Raw genomic sequence first — 15,784 nt, 5'->3', positions numbered from 1 at the left:
GTCCGTGCGGACCGGGGCCGTCGTCGTTCCTTGCCTGCGGTCAGACCGCGTCGTCGAAGGCCGCGCGGAGCTTGGCCTCCTCGTCGGTCGACAGGTTGGTCTGGATGAGCTCACCGTGGATGCCCTGCGCCTTGAGCGCCTCGTGGACACGGTCCATGACGGCCCCGGACGTGAGGACGAACAGCGCCGACGTGCCGGGCGTGACCTTGGACCGCACGGTGTCGATGAAGTCGTCGTCGATACCGACGTCGGTCAGCGAGCCCGCGAGCGCCCCGGCGGCCGCGCCGATCGCGACGCCGATGATCGGGATGAAGAAGATGATCCCGAACAGCAGGCCCCAGAACGCACCCCCCAGCGCGCCGATGCCCGTCGTGTTGTTGGACTGGCGCGTCTTGGGCTTCTTCTTGCCCTCTTCCCACGACACGATCGCCGCGTCCTGCACCTGGATGAGCTCCTGCTTCTGCAGCGCGAGCAGCGCGTCCTCCGCCTGCTGCGCACCTTCAGGAGTCTCGAACTTCCACACGGTCAGCGTTGCCACCACATGCCTCGTTCCGTCGTCGTCGGTTCTCGGGAGGACGCCGTCCCGGTCCGGGCGCGGGTCCTCCTCGACCGTAGGTGCGGTTGCCCGGCGCCGCCATCGGAGGCCGACCAGCCGGCGCAGCAGGCGCAGCCGCCGCCGTCGGGCGTCTCGCCACCCGTGGCACGCACGGCCGGGCCCGACGGCGCGCCCTCCTCGCCGTCGGACGCCGTGGTCGAGCGGTTCAGCCCGGCGACCGGGGTGCAGCACGCGTCACCGCGCCAGGCCTCGACGCCCTCCTTGATCGCGACGGCCGCGATGACGAGCGCCGCGATCGGGTCGGCCCACGTCCAGCCCAGGGTCGTGTTGAGCAGCAGGCCCACGAGCAGCACGGCCGAGAGGTACGTGCACAGGAGGGTCTGGCGCGAGTCGGCCACGGCCGAGGCCGAGCCGAGCTCGCGCCCCGTGCGGCGCTCGAACCAGGACAGGAACGGCATGACGGCGAGGCTCACGGCCGCGAGCACGATCCCGACGGTCGAGTGGTCGGGCTCCGAGGCCCCGAGCAGGGTGCGGACGGCGTCGACGCTCACGAACATCGCGAGGCCGAAGAACGACACCGCGATGAGGCGCATGGCCGTGCGCTCGCGCCGGTGCGGGTCGGGGGCCGCGAACTGCCACGCGACGGCCGCGGCCGACAGCACCTCGACGACCGAGTCGAGGCCGAAGCCCACGAGCGCCGCCGAGGACGCGATGCGCCCGGCCGTGATCGCGACGACCGCCTCGACCACGTTGTAGGCGATGGTCGCGGTGACGATCCAGCGCACCCGGCGTTCCAGGAGGGCCCGACGGGCGGGCGCGAGGCCCTGCCCGCGCACCTCGCGGGCGGAGGTCGTCGTGCCGGTCATGAGCAGGTGCACCCGTCGGGCGAGCAGCACGTGGGGTCGACCGTGACGACGAGCCGCAGCAGGTCGTCGAGGGCGGGCGCGAGGTGGCTGTCGGCGAGCCGGTACCAGGTGCGTCGGCCGTCGGGGATCGCCTCGACGAGACCGCACCCGCGCAGGCACGCGAGCTGGTTGGACATGACCTGGCGCGAGACGCCCAGGGCGTCGGCCAGTTCCGAGGGGTACGCGGGCGCTTCACGCAGCGTCAGCAGGATGCGCGTGCGCGTCTCGTCGGACAGCGCGTGCCCGAGCCGCGCGAGCGCCGCCGTGTGCGTGAGGGTGACGGTCTCCATGGACTGGACAGTACATGGGATCGTGAATCCAGAAAAGGGTGTACCGGTCGGCGGTGCGGGGCGACGGGGCCGCCGGCTCGTGGAGCGACGGCCACCGCCCCTCACCCCAGCCCGTACCGCGCGTCGAGCTCCGCGTCGTGCGGCAGCGTGCCGAACGACGCGGTCCATGCGCCGTCGGCCGCGATCGACTGCCCGGACACGTACGACGACTCGTCCGACAGCAGGAACGCGACGACGGCCGCGATCTCCGACGACTCGGCGATGCGTCCCAGCGGCGGGCCCTCGGCGAGCCCGCGCTCCTCGGCCGCAGGGTCGGCGGCGTTCGCGATCTGCGCGTCGAGGTGCGGCGTGCGGACCCCGCCCGGAGCGACCGTGTTGGCCCGGATGCCGTAGCGCCCGTACGTGACCGCGACGCTGCGCGCGAGGGCATCGATGCCGCCCTTGGTCAGCTCGTAGGCCGCGTGGTCGACGAACGAGGAGCGCCCGTGGATGGACCCGACGTTGACGATCGACCCGCCGCTCACCTGGTCGGTGAACGCCTCGACCGCCGCCGCGGCGCCCCAGAGGTAGCCCAGGCCGTTGATCTCGACGACGTCGCGCGCCGTGCGCTCGATCGCCTCGGCCCGCGCCGGGTCGCCCAGCGCGTGCAGCGGCGTGGTCTGGGTGATGCCCGCGTTGTTGACCCAGCCGGCGAGCGGCGCGAGGGTCCTCGCGACGCGCGCGGCCTCGCGGTGCGCCTCGCGGTCGCGTGAGTCGGCGAGCACGACGGCCGCGCAGATCCCCTCCTCGACCGTCCCCGAACCAGGGCTCCGCTCGAGCCCGACCACGGCCCACCCGTCGGCGGTCAGCCGCGCTGCGATCGCGCGGCCGATGCCCTTGCCGCTCCCGGTCACCACGACGCTGCGGGCCGCGGCGGGTCCTGGCACGGAGCCTTGTCCGGTCGGGTTCTGGGCGGCAACCGATCCTCGCTCGTCGTCGTGCCCGACGGCGGAGCCCGCCCTGGGCGTGCCGGTCGGGTCGGTCATCGGTCCTCCTGGTCGTCGAGCATGCGGTTGTCGTCGGTCGAGCATGCGGTGGTCGTCGTTCCGGGGCCCGTTTCGGACGCCAACCGCATGCTCGGCAGCGAGGGCTCGGCCTCGAACGTGAAGTACGCGGGCGTGAGCGTGAAGCCCAGGCCGGGGGCCTCGGGCGGCAGCGCCGTGCCGCCCGAGAACGTCGGCCCTCCCTCGACGAGCAGCGGTGCCGGGTCGTAGGGGTTGCCCTGGGGGGAACGCTCGAACGTCTCGACCCCGATCCCCGCCGCGCCTCCCAGGTGCACGCTGACCTCGGGGTACACGTGGCTCGACGTCACCAGGCCCGCGGCCTGCCACGACCGGACCAACGGGTCGGCGGCGGTGATGCCGCCGATCCCGACCACGTCCACACGGGCCACGTCGAGCGCGCCGAGCGCAGCGAGCCGCGCGAAGACCTCGGGGTCCGTGACCTCGTCGCCGATCGCGAGCGGTAGCCCCGTGACCCCGCGGACGTGGGCGGCACCCGCGGCGTCCTCGGGGAGGACCGGGTCCTCGAGCCAGGCGAGCGCGGGCGGTCCTCCCGCCCCCGCCCGAGCACCGATCCCCCACGCGTCGAGGTCCGCGAGCGCGTCGTCCGCGTCACGCCAGCCGAAGCCGACGTCGACCACGACACCGCTGCGCCCGGCCTCGGTCGGGCGCCCCGTGATCCCGGGCAGCTCGGCGCGCAGGATCGCGAGCAGGTCGCGCATGAGGTCGCGGTCGGGCGAACGGGAGATCTTGAGCAGCGGCCAGCCCTCGCGGGCACGGTCGAGCACCTCGTCGGCGACGTCGCGTGCCGTGCGACCGGGGGTCGGGTAGGCCGCGACGAGGATCGCCGGGCGGGCCGCGGGCACGACCGGGCCGGGAGATCCGGCCGCCCCGTGCTCACCGTGAGCCGGCGACCCGAGCCGAGCGCCGCCGTCGGGCAGGGACCGCTCCAGGAGGCGCCACACCGGGACCCCCGCGACCTTGCCCGCGACGTCCCACAGCGCGACGTCGACCAGGCCGATCGCGCGGCGCACCAGGCCCACGCGCCCGACGATCGCCGAGCCGCGCAGCGCGGCGTCCCACGCGGCACGCACCCCAGCGGCCGGGTCGTCGACCGGGAGGTCACGGCCCACGACGTGCGGCGCGACGAGGCGCTCGACGATCTCGGCCATGGGCGCCTCGCGCGTCAGGGCGTAGGAGACGCCCGTGACCTCGGTGCCGTCGGGCAGGACCGCCTGCACCTGGACGCCCACGTACTCGCGGCGGGTGACCGTCATGGCCCCGAGCTGGAGGGGCTGCGGCAGGGGCACGACGGTCGTCGAGGTGCGGACGCCCGTGATGCGGACGGCGCCGGCGGTGCCCGCGGTCCGGCCCGTCATTCCGGCTTCTTCGCGAGCGGGACGCCGTAGTCGATGATGAACCCGCCGTCGACGTAGATGGTCTGGCCGATCACGTACTGCGACTGGTCGGACACGAGCCAGCTCACGGCGTTCGCGATCTCCGAGGCGTCGGCGAGGCGGCCCGCGGGGATGCGCGCGAGGATCGTCTCCTCCTTGAGCGTGCCCGCCGCGACGCCCTGGCGGAACACACCCGTGTCGATGTACCCGGGCGCGACCGCGTTGACCCGCACCCCGCGCGCGGCCCACTCGGCGCCCGCGGTCGAGGTCAGGCCGATCACGGCCGCCTTGGTCGTCGAGTAGGGGGCGCGACCGGCGGAACCGCGCGCCGAGACCGACGAGATGTTGACGATCGCGCCGCGACCGGCGTCGAGCATGTGACGACCCGCGGCCTGCAGGCAGTTGAAGACACCGTGCAGGTTGACGTCGACCACGGCCTTCCACTCGTCCCAGCTCAGGTCCTCGATGCCCCGGTGGCGCTGGATCCCGGCGTTGTTGACGAGGACGTCGATCCCGCCCGTCGCTGCGGCGACCGCGTCGAACGCCGCCCCCACGGCCGCGTGGTCCGTCACGTCGAGCGCGGTCCAGACCAGGCCGGGCTCGGTGCTCAGGGCTCCGAGGTCGAGCGCGGGCAGGTCGTGCTGGACGACGTCCGCGCAGACCACGCGGTAGCCGTCGGACGCGAGCCGCTCGGCGATCTGACGTCCGATGCCGGCCGCACCGCCCGTGACGATCGCGGTGCGGAGCGGGACGTCGGCCGGGGTGCCGGTCGTGGTCGTGGTGCTGGGGATGCTCACTGGTCCTCCGTGGAAGTCTGCGCTGGTACGGGCGTCGTCGCCGCCAGGGTGTCGATGAGGTGGTTCGCGTGCTGCTCGAGCCGCGCGAGCGACCCGGGCGCGAGCGGCGACTGCCACGCCTGGTAGGCGCCGCGCTCGTAGGCCTGGTCGGTCGGCAGGTACACGAACCCCGGGCCGTTGGTCAGGTTCGCGACCACCACGGGGTGGTCGCCCGCGTGCTCGCGGACCGTGCGCTGGAAGCGCGAGTACGCCTCGCCGGGGTGCGCGACGAGGAACCCGTCGCCGATCTGCCACACCCACGTGGGGTGCTCGACGGTCGGGCCGGACACGTAGCCGTCGCGCAGGTTGCGCGCGCGGCGCAGCCGCTCGTCGCGGCTGCGGGGGTCGATGTCGGCCCACTCGGCCTCCATCTGCGCGAGGGTCGGCAGGTCGCGCAGGTCCAGCCCGACGGCGTCGCTCACCGCCCGCAGGACGCGCGAGCCCTCGACGGGGCGCGGCTCCCACATGCCCAACGGAGCGCCCGACTGCACGACGTGCGTGAGCTCGAGGGCCGTGCCGGGGGGCGGCAGCTCGGCGAGCGCCGCGAGGACCGCGTGCCCGAGCGAGGTGCCGTGGCGGTCGGCGACCGCGAGGTCGCCCGTGTACTGCTCGCGGGGGGCCAGCTCGCCCGAGGCGCCCTGGAAGAACGCGACGGGCGCGCCGGTCGACTCCTCGACGAGGTCACGCATCGCACCCACGTAGTCCGGGGAGACCAGGGTGTTCTGCCACGCGAGCGTCGTGGGGTGGCACGCGTAGTTGACGATCGTCGCGAGGGGCGTCGCGGCCCGCCCGGTGACGACCCTGCTGAGGCGGCCGATCACGACCGTGTCGTCGGTCGCCGCCTGCGGGACCGCCGGGTTGAAGCCGATCACGGGGGTGCCGAGAGCCTCGGTGGCGCCCTGCGTGGCGTCGGCAGTGGCGTCGGACGTGGCCGTCGCCGACGTGCCGGGCGTCGTCGCGACGGGCTCGCCGTGCGACCCGCCGCCACCGAGGACCAGCTCGCGGTCCGCTGCGAGCGAGCAGCGCCCCGTGGTCCACTCGAGCGTCGCGGGCGCGAGCGAGGCCACGGCCTCGCGGCCCGCGTCGACGGCCTGCGCCGCGAGGTGCTCCAGGTAGGCGGGGATGAGCTCACCCCCCTCGAGGTCGACGTCGTGGCTGCACAGGACCGGGCCGGCGTGCGTGTGGGACAGGGAGATGAGCAGCCGCTCGGGCGGCAGGCCGAGGCCCGCGAGGACCGCGTCTCGCACGCCGCGCTCGTCGTCGACGCGGCGCCACCACGTGGCGTCCACGGTGATCATCACGAGGGGTTCGTCGGTCCGCCCGGGGTGAGCGGCGCCGTCGGGCACGCTTCCTGATACGGGGCGGGCTGCGCCGTCGGGCGTGCGGTGCGAGGGCGAGGCGCCGGGCGCCTCCTGTGCGAGCGCGATCGCCGTGAGGGTCATCGCACGGTGCGACCCCTGCGAGGCGTTCCAGTCGGCCGGGCCCCAGTTGCGGGCACGGATGCCCACCGGAGGCGTCACGTCCCGGCGGGCGACGCCCGCCAGACCGTGGAAACCAGGCACCTTCACCTGGTCGTGCAGGGACACCATGGATCCTCCTCGAGCCTGTGCGTGAACCCTCGAATGCTATAGCATGTAGGGAGGGGGCAAGCCGTCCGGTGGCCCTTCGCTTCGATGGTGGCACGACGACGCGCCCCGCGCAGACCACGCCCCGGCACGCCCCACGGGCGAGGAGCCGGGCAGAGGTCGCCGACCGCTATCCTTCGGGGCACCCTCCCGGATCGGACCGCAGAACACTACGGAGAAGCCATGGCGCTCAAGAGCGTGCCCGACCTGAACGTCGCCGACCGCGTGACCGTCGAGCTGCGAGAGGCGATCTTCAGCGGCGACCTCGCGCCGGGGTCACGACTCGTCGAGCGCAAGCTCGCCGAACGGCTCGGCACGAGCCACATCCCCGTCCGCGAGGCACTCACCCGGCTGACCGAGGAGGGGCTGGTCGAGCGCCTCCCCCACCGCGGGGCACGCGTCGCCGCGCTCACGAGCCGCGACCTCGAGGAGATCTCGAGCCTGCGCACCCTCCTGGAGCAGTTCGTCGTCGTGCGCGTGCAGGCCGAGTGGGACGCCAAGACGGAGGCGCGCCTGCGCAAGACCGTGCAGCAGATGGTCGACGCGGCCGAGCGCGGGAGCTCGGCGCGCGTGTTCGAGCTCGACCGTCGCTTCCACGAACAGCTCTGGGAGCTCGCCGACCACCGCATGCTCATGACCATCACCTCGCAGCTCCGTTCGCGGATCACGGGCTTCCTGCGCGCCGCGAACGTAGCGCTGGACCCCGAGGCCCGCGTCGCGCACGCCGAGACGCACAACCTCATCATCGACGCGATCGCGAGCGGCGACCCCGAGCGAGCGCGCGCCGTGATGGCCGAGCACATCGGCGAAGCCGCGGCGCGCCTCGAGAGCCACACCGAGGACGGCGACGTCGCCGACGCGCCCGCGGTGGAGGCCGGGGGTTCCTGACGCACGGCCCTCGTCGTCGAGCGTGCCGTTCGGGTGGTCGCGAGACAGGTCCCGGCAGCCCGGACGTCACGCTCGGCGCGTCCTAGGAGGCGCGTCCCGGGAGGCGCTTCGAGGAGCGCGCCGAGCACCTCGACGGTCGAGCCGTAGCGACGTCGAGCCGTCGCGACGCGGGGCGTCCCCCTTGTCCGCCCTTGTTGACGGGGGGTGCCCGTCACGCCACAGTGCTCCCATGACGACCACCGTCGACGCCACCTCCCTCCTCGCAGCGACCGAGGCCAGGCGTCGCGCCCAGCGACGCGCCACGTCCCTCCCGCTCACGGGGACGGCCGCAGGGCTCGCCATCCTCGCCGTGTCCCTCTGGAGCGAACCCTTGCGGTTCTGGCCAGGGCTGCTCGTCCCGTCGCTCGTGTACCTCGTGATGTGGCTCGTCGCCGCGCGTCGCAGGAGGCGCGGGCCCGCGTGGACGACCGAGGGCAAGGACCGGTACGGCATGGTCCTGCTCGTGCTCGTCCTGCTGGCGTGCTTTCCGGGGGGTCTGCTGCTGACCCGGTTCGCCGGCCCTGCCTTCGTGCTCGGCGTCGGTCTGCTCCTGCTCGACCGTCGTTCGGGGGACCCGCTGCTCCGGGGCCCGGGGATCGCGCTGGTCGTGACGAGCCCCCTCATCGCGCTCGTCCTGTCCCCTGTGCTGACGGGCCCCTTGCTCCTGGCGCTCGCGATCGGGTGCGGCGCGCTCGCCCTCGTCGCGCACCGGCGAGAGGCCGCGATACTGGCGGATCTGGGGTGACCGTGGGGCCCGTCGGCCGCGACGGGTTCAGGAGGAGGGCGTGAACGAGCTCGGCATCAGCACCGCCATGGAGGCGACGGGGCCGGGGGCAGTGGCGTACCGCGACGAGTGGACCGTCGACGGCACGGCAGGCGGACCCGTCGGTCGAGCGCGCCGTTCGAGCTGTCGCGAGACAGGTCCCGGCAGCCCGGACGTCACACTCGGCGCGTCCTAGGAGTCGCTTCGAGGAGTCGCTTCGAGAAGCGCGCCGAGCACCTCGACGGTCGAGCCGCGGGCGACGTCCGGCGACCAGTCCTCGGCCCAGGCTCGGCCGTGCGCGACCCACCCGGTCCGCAGGCCCGCGTCCCGTCCCCCACGCACGTCGGCGACCGGGTGGTCACCGACCATCCACGCGGAACCCGGCCCGGCTGAACACGCCGACCCGATCACTGCGGATGCCGCAGCGAAGATCCGTCGATCAGGCTTCGCGACGCCCACCTCCTCGGAGATCACGACCCCCGACACGAGGTCCACCAGCCCGGTCCGGTCGAGCTTGGCCCACTGCTGGCCCGCCGTCCCGTTCGTCACGACGACGACGGGGACCCCCGCGGAACGGAAGGCCTCGACGCACGCAGTCACGCCCGGGTACGGAGCGATCCACGCGAGATGCTCGAACAGGAGGCGGTCCACCAGGTGGGCGACGTCGTCGGGCAGGTGGAATCGCGCGCGCATCTGCTCGGCGAGCGCGGCCCGCGGCGTGTAGCCGTCACCGTCGGCCGCGACGAGCCACCGGGCGGCGTCGGCGCCGAGTCCGCGGTCGCTCGTGAACGCCGAGGCCCAGGCCGCGAAGGCCCCGGCTCGGTCGACGAGGGTGTTGTCGAGGTCGACGAAGAGCGCCCGGACGGGCGCAGCGGTGTCGAGCATGTGGTTGTCGCTCCTCGAACATGCGGTGGGCGTCGGAATCCAAGCGATTCACGACCGTAACCACATGTTCGGCAGCGAGGGGAGGACGGTCGAGGTCTGAACACTTCGTGCGAGGTCCAGCCCGACCTCGCACGCGCTTCGTTGCCGTGCATCGTTCACTCGAGAACGTGGTTGCGAGACTATTCTTGCTATAGCAAAGCGTCAAGCCGACGGCGGTGGGCCCGCACCGACCGCCACGCGCACCCGCCCCCACCTGCGACGACACCCGCAGGCCCACCGAGGAGACCCATGGAATTCCGCACCGCGACGCCCGCCGACGTCCCGTCGCTGTACACGCTGTGGGCCGCGGCGTTCGACGCCCCGCTCATGGTCCCGGTCTACGAGACCGACGCGCGCCGGCTCGACCGCACGATCGTCGCGGCCCTCCCAGGGGCGGGTACCGTCCCGGACCGCGTCGTCGCCTCGGTCTGCTGGAGCCCGCGCACGCTCGTCGGCCTTCCCGGGCCCGGTGGAGCAGCCACCACGCTCACCGTGGGCGGTGTCGCGAACGTCGCCTCGGCCCCTGACCTGCGCGGGCGCGGCCTGGTCCGCCTCGCGCTCGCCGAGGCCGTCACGCACATGGAGGCCGCGGGCATGGACGCCTCGCTGCTGTTCACGGGCACCCCTGGTGTGTACCGCCCGAGCGGCTGGGAGACCTTCGAGGTCCCCGTCGTCACGGGCCCCCTCCGGCCCGACGACGCCGCTCGCCCTGCGCGGTCGGGCCAGGCCGGGCTGCCGGGCCAGGCCGGGCTGCCGGGCCAGGCCCGGGTCGCCGTCCGCCACGAGCCGGCGGCGCGCACAACCCTGGCCGGCCCCACCACGTTCCCCGCCTGGAGCGCCGACCTCCCGTGGCAGGACCTCGCCGCCCTCCACGACGCGTTCCACGGCGCCCCCGTGACGACGCGCCGCACGGCCGCGCACTGGCAGCGCCGGATCCCCCTCTGGTACTCGGCGGCCGAGCTCCTCACGGCCCGACGCCCCGACGGCGCGATCGCGGGCTACCTGGTCGTGGAGACCGAGGGCGAGACGCTGCGCGTGCGGGAGCTCGCCGTCGGGCCGGACGACACGTCGACGCTCGAGGCGCTCGCACGGGCAGCCCACGCCCTGGGCCGCGAGCGCGGAGCGACCCGCGCCGAGGTGCGTCTGCCGCGCATCCCGGCGACGGCGATCCTGGCCGACGCGCTCCTGGCCACCGAGGGCCGCGAGACGACGTCGGACGCGACGGGCATGCTGCGTCCGGTCCTTCGGGAAGCGGCGGAGATCGACGCCCTGCGCGCGGCGACCAGCGGCCCGGCTGCCGGCTTCCACTGGCCCGGCGACTACCTGTGACGCGAGCGGGCGCCCGACGGGGACGCGCGCCGAGCTGCGGCCGGCAGCGTCCCGCCCGACCATGTCGCCCGACCTTGCCGCCCGACGCGCGCCGAGCGACGCGCGCCGAGCGACGCGCGCCGAGATGCGCCCAAGGGGACAGCGGAGCCCCCGCCGAACCCCCGTCGGACGCATCTCGGCGCAGCGGGCACCCCGCCGGAAGCGTCCCGCCCCGCCCCGCCCCGGAAGGGCCCGACGGACCTGGCGGCTCGTCACCAACCTCTTGACATTGCTATAGCACCGGCCTAACCTCCGGGAAATGCCCGATTCATCCGGACGCAACGAAGCGCATCCATCCTGCTGTCACGGCCTGCCGCACACAGCCTGAACCGTCCTCTCGCACTCCCGTCCCCGGTCACCGCAGCCCCGGCCCGCCGGACTCCACCCGCACTCCCCCGTTGCCGTACGTCGGCCACGCCTGAACGGACCCGTCTCATCGACCCGTCCGAAGGGTGACCCACGTGAAGACCCCCCTGACTGCCCGCGAGAGCGCCGCAGCACCAGACCTCTCTCTCGACCCCGACCCCACCGCCCCCTCGCGCCGCGGCCTGCTGCGCGTCGCGGGCATGGGCGCGCTGGCCGCTACCGCGTTCGCGCTCTCCACGGGCACGGCACCCGCGGCCCTCGCCGCGTCGCTGGGCCTGAGCAAGGACAGCGAGCCCGACGACGAGCTCGCCGTCGCGACGTCCGTCGCCCAGCTCGTCGGCTGGCGTGCCAAGAAGATCGAGCACGGCACAGTGGTCCAGCTCCTGGGCCACGCGACCCCCGGCGACGGCGCGGCCCGCCTGGTCCGCTACGACGCGAAGAGCACCGCGGCCCCCGACGGAGGCACCGTGCTGGCGCCCGAGGACCTCGGGTCCGGGCTGGGCCCCGGACGGTGGCACACGCTCCACACCGGCACGGCCGACTTCCGCTGGTTCGGGATCTTCGGCGCCGACGCCCCCACGGGCAGCGCCGACGACGCGCTCGACACGCTCGTGAACGACCCGACCGTGAGCCGCATCGAGGCGCACACGGACCTCAACTTCGTGCGCCGGCACACCTACGCGCGCTCCGACCTCGAGCTCGACTTCGGTGGCCGGACCGTCACGACCGAGGGCATCGAGCGCAACGCGCACGACAACCCCTTCGGCGCCGTGCTGTTCTTCCAGGGCACCGTCACGGACGTGACCCAGCAGCGCACGCTCGCCGAGACCATGCCCGACCAGCGCGACGTCTTCGAGGTCGCCGACTCGACCGCGTTCGCGGTCGGCGACTGGTGGACCGTGCAGGTCGACCCCCGGCCGGGCGGCGGACGCGACGAGCGCGAGCTCCAGCGGCTCGTGCAGGTCACCGAGGTCGTGGACGGGCAGCACGTGCGCGTCGACTACCGCAACGGCTGGGAGCTCGCCCCGGGCCGCGTGCTCGAGTGGCGCAAGGTCGTGCCGGTCGAGCAGGTCCACGTGCGGAACATGACGTTCATCGGCGCCGGACCCTACGACGGCCCCCTCAACGGCGAGCTGCCCGACGACCGGGAGTACAGCGGGTCGCACCCCGTCGCGTACGAGTTCGCGGTGCGGTGCGACGTCACGGACGTGCACGGCTCCAAGACGTGGTGGCCCGTCATCATGCGCCGCTGGAACACGTTCTTCGCGACCGAGCGCTGCTCGGTCGCCAACCCGCCCACGGTCTTCTACGGCGGCGCGGGCTACCTCACGCAGCAGATCTACTGCCTCTACGGACGCGTCGCGGACTGCCGCTCGCACAACGCGCGCCACCTCAACGACCTCACGGCCTCGGCCTACTGCATCGTCGAGAACTGCCACGGCGACGGCGACGACCAGGGCGGCAACCCGTTCACGACGCACGGCCAGTACGAGCACGACCTGGTGTTCCAGGGCAACAGCGGCCTCATGGACATCGCCAACTCGGGGGCGCAGTGGGGCATCAGCGCCAAGCGCATCACGGTCAAGCAGCACGTGGCCTCGTGGTTCACGGTCAGCACCAAGATCACGGACCTGACGCTGGAGGACGTGCACGTGGTCGCGCGCTCGACGTTCGACCAGCAGGGCAGCCTCACGGTCAACGCCGACGGCGTGCAGATGCGCGGCTGCACCGCGTCGTTCTTCGCGGTCGCCCAGCGTTCGAACCTCTCGAAGCGGCCCAACGTCATCGAGGACTGCCACTTCTCGCTGCCCGTCGGCAGCGTGCTGCACCAGACCCCCGTCGCGAACCCGGTCCACTTCGTCCGCACGAGCTTCACGGGCTTCGACGGCACGATCATGCGCGGCGCAGGGCCGGTGACCTTCACCGACTGCACGTTCGTCGGTTCGACCGACGAGGCCACCCCTGCAGCCCCCGCGCTCGTCGGGTCGGCCGACGTCACGATCAGCGGCGGCACCCTGACCGGGACGGGCATCCAGCTCAGCGCGGTCCGCGACCAGAGGCTCACGGTCCGCGGCACGCGGATCTCCGGCACGACGACGGCGGGCGCCCTGGTCTCGCGGGCTGCGGGCCCGGGCACGGTCCAGGTGGACCTGCGCGGCGCGACGCTCGCCGCGAGCGGGGCCACCGCGCACGTCGCGCTGACCTCGGGCACCGACGCGCTGACCGCGGTCGGTGCGCGCTTCACCGGCGGCCGGTACGACCTGGCCCCGACCACGCGCGTGCTCCAGTCCGGCTGCGTCGAGCAGGGCGTCGACCGCACCGGCTTCCCCGAGGGCGAGCGCGTCCTCGTCACCGACTCGCTCGCGCTGTGAACCGCACGAGCGTCCCCCTCCCCCGCCACTCCGCAAGCACCCCCGATGAAAGGCACCTGCAGATGACGAACCTCCTCACGTCCGGACGGACCCCCGGCGAGCCGGCGACGACGCCGAGCTCTGCTCCCGCGGACGAGGCCCCCTCGCGCCGCAACCTGCTGCGCGTCGCCGGGATCGGCGGCCTCGTGGCCGCGGGCGCCCTGATGGGCACGCACCCGGCCGCAGCCGCCACGCCCACCGCCGCTGCGCCGTCGGGCGTGCTGCCCATGAAGAAGGACGAGCCCGACGACGAGGTCCTGGTCGCGGCGTCCGTCGCCCAGCTCGTGGGCTGGAGGGCCAAGAAGATCGACGACGGGACCGTCGTCCAGCTCCTCGGCCACGCGACGCCGGGCGACGGCGCCGCGCGCCTGGTGCGGTACGACGCCAAGAGCGACGTCGCGGCCAACGGCGGCACGGTGCTGGCGCCCCAGGACACCAAGGGGAAGGGAAGGTGGCACACGCTCCACACGGGCACCGCCGACTTCCGCTGGTTCGGGCTGTTCGGGAAGGACACCCCCGCCGACGACGCCCTCGACGCGCTCGTGAACGACCCGACCGTGAGCCGCATCGAGGCGCACACGGACCTCAACTTCGTGCGCCGCCACCGGTTCACGCGCTCGCACCTCGAGCTCGACTTCGGTGGGCGCACCATGACGACCGAGGGCATCGAGAAGGCCGGGCAGGACGACCCGTTCGCGGCCGTCCTGTTCTTCCGCGGCACCGTGACCGAGGACGTCCGCACCCACAAGCTCACTGCCGTGATGCCCGAGCTGCGCGACGACTTCGAGGTCGCCGACTCCTCGAAGTTCGCCGTGGGCGAGTGGTACGCGCTCGAGGTCGACGCGCTCGCGGGCAGGTGGGAGCGCGAGCTGCAGCTCCAGGTCCAGGTGACCCAGATCGTCGACGCGACGCACGTGCGCGTCAACTACCTCAACGGCTGGGAGCTCGCCGCCGGCCGCACCCTCACGTGGACCAAGGTCGAGCCCGTGCAGCAGGTGCACGTGCGCAACCTGTCGTTCGTGGGCGTCGCGGGCGGCGACCAGTACACGGGCTCGCACCCGCTCGCGTTCGAGTACGCGGTGAGCTGCGACGTCGAGAACGTGCACGGCGTCGCGACGTTCTGGCCCCTGGTCATGCGCCGGTGGTCGACGTTCTTCACCACGTCGCGGTGCTCGCTCGCCAACCCGGCCTCGATCACGTGGGGCGGCGCGGGCTACCTGACGCAGCAGATCTACTGCCTGTACGGGCACGTGTCCGACTGCCACACCTCGAACTGCCGCCACCTCAACGACTGGACGGCCTCGGCGTACGGCCTCGTGGAGAACTGCCACGGCGACGGCGACGACCAGGGACCGTTCGTCACGCACGGCCAGTACGAGCACGACCTGACGTACGTCGGGAACTCGGGGCTCATGACGTTCGCGAACTCGGGTGCGGCGTGGGGCTCGTCGGCCAAGCGCATCACGGTCAGCAAGCACGTGTGCTCGTGGTTCGTGGCGCGCGTCAAGGTCACCGACCTGACGCTCGAGGACGTCCAGGTCATCCGCAAGGAGGGCCTCGCGGGCTCGGGCATGCTGTGGGTCAACGCCGACGGCGTCCAGCTGCGCGGCTGCCAGGCCGACGACACGCTGATCATCTCGCAGGCGTCGAGCCGCTCGAAGCGCCCCAACGTGATCGAGGGCTCGCGCTTCAAGGTGCTGCCCGGCACGCCCGTGACGCAGGCCAACGTCACCAACCCCGTCCACCTGGTCCGCACGACGCTGAACGGGCTGGAGGGTGCGTCGTTCGCGGGCTCGGGTCCCGTGGTCCTCGACCAGTGCACGCTCGAGGCCGCCGAGGGCAAGGGCACCGTGACGGCGTCGGGCGACCTGACGATCCGTGGCGGCGTGGTGCGCAACGTCGCGGTCGTCGCGGCGGGGACCGCGGAGCAGACCGTCCGGGTCGGCGACGGAGCCCGGCTCGAGGGCTCGCCCGCGGGCGGCACGTTCCTGAGCCGGGCGAAGGCGGACAAGCCGGTCACCTGGAACCTGGACGGTGCACGATCCACCGCCCCGACGGGTGACACTGGTCACGTGAAGCTAGACGCAGGTATCAATCGATGGTCGGCCGTGGGCTCCACCTTCACGGGTGGTCGCCTCCAGCTCGCCGACGGCGCGTTCGGTGCCGGGTCCTACCTCCTGCACACGGGCAACGTGGAGAGCGGCGTGCAGCGCGTCGCGATGCCCGCGGACGGCCCGACGGTCTCCACGACGGGGACGCTCATGGTCTGACGCCCGACCGGGCCGGTGCCGGGCGCCCCGACGCCTCAGCGCCGAACACGAGGTTGCGACCGGTCGAGCACGAGGTTGCGGTCGTTATCAGCGAGATGGCGACCGC

13 protein-coding genes are annotated in these 15,784 nt (G+C 73.4%); 5 read left to right on the top strand and 8 right to left on the bottom strand.

The annotated features are described in order from the left end of the window. Positions 1-40 precede the first annotated feature (40 nt). From ACFWFR_RS10290 to ACFWFR_RS10260, 7 genes are all read right to left on the bottom strand, one after another. Positions 41-538: a DUF1269 domain-containing protein gene (locus ACFWFR_RS10290; RefSeq protein WP_377622835.1), complete on the bottom strand. Its 498-nt coding sequence runs from the start codon at positions 536-538 to the stop codon at positions 41-43. Beyond that, positions 526-1,422 carry a cation diffusion facilitator family transporter gene (locus ACFWFR_RS10285; protein ID WP_377622833.1) on the bottom strand — a complete coding sequence of 299 codons (897 nt, stop codon included), beginning with the start codon at positions 1,420-1,422 and terminating at the stop codon, positions 526-528. Before ACFWFR_RS10285 ends, ACFWFR_RS10290 begins: the two co-directional genes overlap by 13 nt. Next, positions 1,419-1,751, bottom strand: a complete 333-nt coding sequence (locus ACFWFR_RS10280) for an ArsR/SmtB family transcription factor (protein WP_377622831.1) — start codon at positions 1,749-1,751, stop codon at positions 1,419-1,421. The genes ACFWFR_RS10285 and ACFWFR_RS10280 overlap by 4 nt, the downstream gene beginning before the upstream one ends. Before the next feature lie 101 nt (positions 1,752-1,852). Further along, a complete protein-coding gene (locus ACFWFR_RS10275) occupies positions 1,853-2,776 on the bottom strand; it encodes an SDR family NAD(P)-dependent oxidoreductase (RefSeq protein WP_377622829.1) in 924 nt (307 codons plus the stop codon). Then, positions 2,773-4,170, bottom strand: a complete 1,398-nt coding sequence (locus tag ACFWFR_RS10270; protein ID WP_377622827.1) for an enolase C-terminal domain-like protein — start codon at positions 4,168-4,170, stop codon at positions 2,773-2,775. Before ACFWFR_RS10270 ends, ACFWFR_RS10275 begins: the two co-directional genes overlap by 4 nt. Beyond that, a complete protein-coding gene (locus tag ACFWFR_RS10265; protein WP_377622825.1) occupies positions 4,167-4,985 on the bottom strand; it encodes an SDR family NAD(P)-dependent oxidoreductase in 819 nt (272 codons plus the stop codon). Before ACFWFR_RS10265 ends, ACFWFR_RS10270 begins: the two co-directional genes overlap by 4 nt. Continuing rightward, positions 4,982-6,613 (bottom strand): hypothetical protein, encoded by a 1,632-nt coding sequence (locus tag ACFWFR_RS10260; protein ID WP_377622823.1) that lies wholly within the window; start codon positions 6,611-6,613, stop codon positions 4,982-4,984. The genes ACFWFR_RS10265 and ACFWFR_RS10260 overlap by 4 nt, the downstream gene beginning before the upstream one ends. Before the next feature lie 219 nt (positions 6,614-6,832). On the opposite strand from ACFWFR_RS10260, the gene ACFWFR_RS10255 reads away from it, so the two are divergent. Beyond that, positions 6,833-7,537: a GntR family transcriptional regulator gene (locus tag ACFWFR_RS10255; protein WP_191804432.1), complete on the top strand. Its 705-nt coding sequence runs from the start codon at positions 6,833-6,835 to the stop codon at positions 7,535-7,537. 229 nt (positions 7,538-7,766) lie between these two features. After that, entirely contained in the window at positions 7,767-8,321 is a 555-nt protein-coding gene (locus ACFWFR_RS10250) for a hypothetical protein (protein WP_377622821.1), read from the top strand. 210 nt (positions 8,322-8,531) lie between these two features. Here ACFWFR_RS10250 and ACFWFR_RS10245 read toward each other — a convergent pair whose 3' ends face one another. After that, on the bottom strand, positions 8,532-9,224 hold the full coding sequence (locus ACFWFR_RS10245) for an HAD family hydrolase (protein ID WP_377622819.1): 693 nt from the start codon (positions 9,222-9,224) through the stop codon (positions 8,532-8,534). Positions 9,225-9,512: 288 nt separating this feature from the next. Here ACFWFR_RS10245 and ACFWFR_RS10240 point away from each other — a divergent pair, with 288 nt between their 5' ends. The 3 genes from ACFWFR_RS10240 to ACFWFR_RS10230 all read left to right on the top strand — a co-directional run bounded on the left by ACFWFR_RS10240 (position 9,513) and on the right by ACFWFR_RS10230 (position 15,678). Beyond that, a complete protein-coding gene (locus ACFWFR_RS10240; RefSeq protein WP_377622817.1) occupies positions 9,513-10,592 on the top strand; it encodes a GNAT family N-acetyltransferase in 1,080 nt (359 codons plus the stop codon). A gap of 500 nt (positions 10,593-11,092) precedes the next feature. Next, on the top strand, positions 11,093-13,369 hold the full coding sequence (locus ACFWFR_RS10235) for a peptidase C14 (RefSeq protein WP_377622815.1): 2,277 nt from the start codon (positions 11,093-11,095) through the stop codon (positions 13,367-13,369). Positions 13,370-13,431: 62 nt separating this feature from the next. Further along, on the top strand, positions 13,432-15,678 hold the full coding sequence (locus ACFWFR_RS10230) for a peptidase C14 (RefSeq protein WP_377622813.1): 2,247 nt from the start codon (positions 13,432-13,434) through the stop codon (positions 15,676-15,678). Positions 15,679-15,784 lie beyond the last annotated feature (106 nt).

The organism is Oerskovia sp. NPDC060287 (assembly GCF_042726775.1).
Classification (GTDB): Bacteria; Actinomycetota; Actinomycetes; order Actinomycetales; family Cellulomonadaceae; genus Oerskovia; species Oerskovia merdavium.
Note: the sequence above shows the minus strand (reverse complement) of the source record. Positions and strands in the feature narration are given on the sequence as shown.

Bases quoted from the DNA above. Each gene is read 5' to 3' on its own strand.
- ACFWFR_RS10285 (WP_377622833.1), bottom strand. From the start codon at position 1,422: ATGACCGGCACGACGACCTCCGCCCGCGAGGTGCGCGGGCAGGGCCTC.
- ACFWFR_RS10280 (WP_377622831.1), bottom strand. From the start codon at position 1,751: ATGGAGACCGTCACCCTCACGCACACGGCGGCGCTCGCGCGGCTCGGG.
- ACFWFR_RS10255 (WP_191804432.1), top strand. From the start codon at position 6,833: ATGGCGCTCAAGAGCGTGCCCGACCTGAACGTCGCCGACCGCGTGACC.
- ACFWFR_RS10260 (WP_377622823.1), bottom strand. From the start codon at position 6,613: ATGGTGTCCCTGCACGACCAGGTGAAGGTGCCTGGTTTCCACGGTCTG.
- ACFWFR_RS10250 (WP_377622821.1), top strand. From the start codon at position 7,767: ATGACGACCACCGTCGACGCCACCTCCCTCCTCGCAGCGACCGAGGCC.
- ACFWFR_RS10240 (WP_377622817.1), top strand. From the start codon at position 9,513: ATGGAATTCCGCACCGCGACGCCCGCCGACGTCCCGTCGCTGTACACG.
- ACFWFR_RS10275 (WP_377622829.1), bottom strand. From the start codon at position 2,776: ATGACCGACCCGACCGGCACGCCCAGGGCGGGCTCCGCCGTCGGGCAC.
- ACFWFR_RS10230 (WP_377622813.1), top strand. From the start codon at position 13,432: ATGACGAACCTCCTCACGTCCGGACGGACCCCCGGCGAGCCGGCGACG.
- ACFWFR_RS10270 (WP_377622827.1), bottom strand. From the start codon at position 4,170: ATGACGGGCCGGACCGCGGGCACCGCCGGCGCCGTCCGCATCACGGGC.
- ACFWFR_RS10245 (WP_377622819.1), bottom strand. From the start codon at position 9,224: ATGCTCGACACCGCTGCGCCCGTCCGGGCGCTCTTCGTCGACCTCGAC.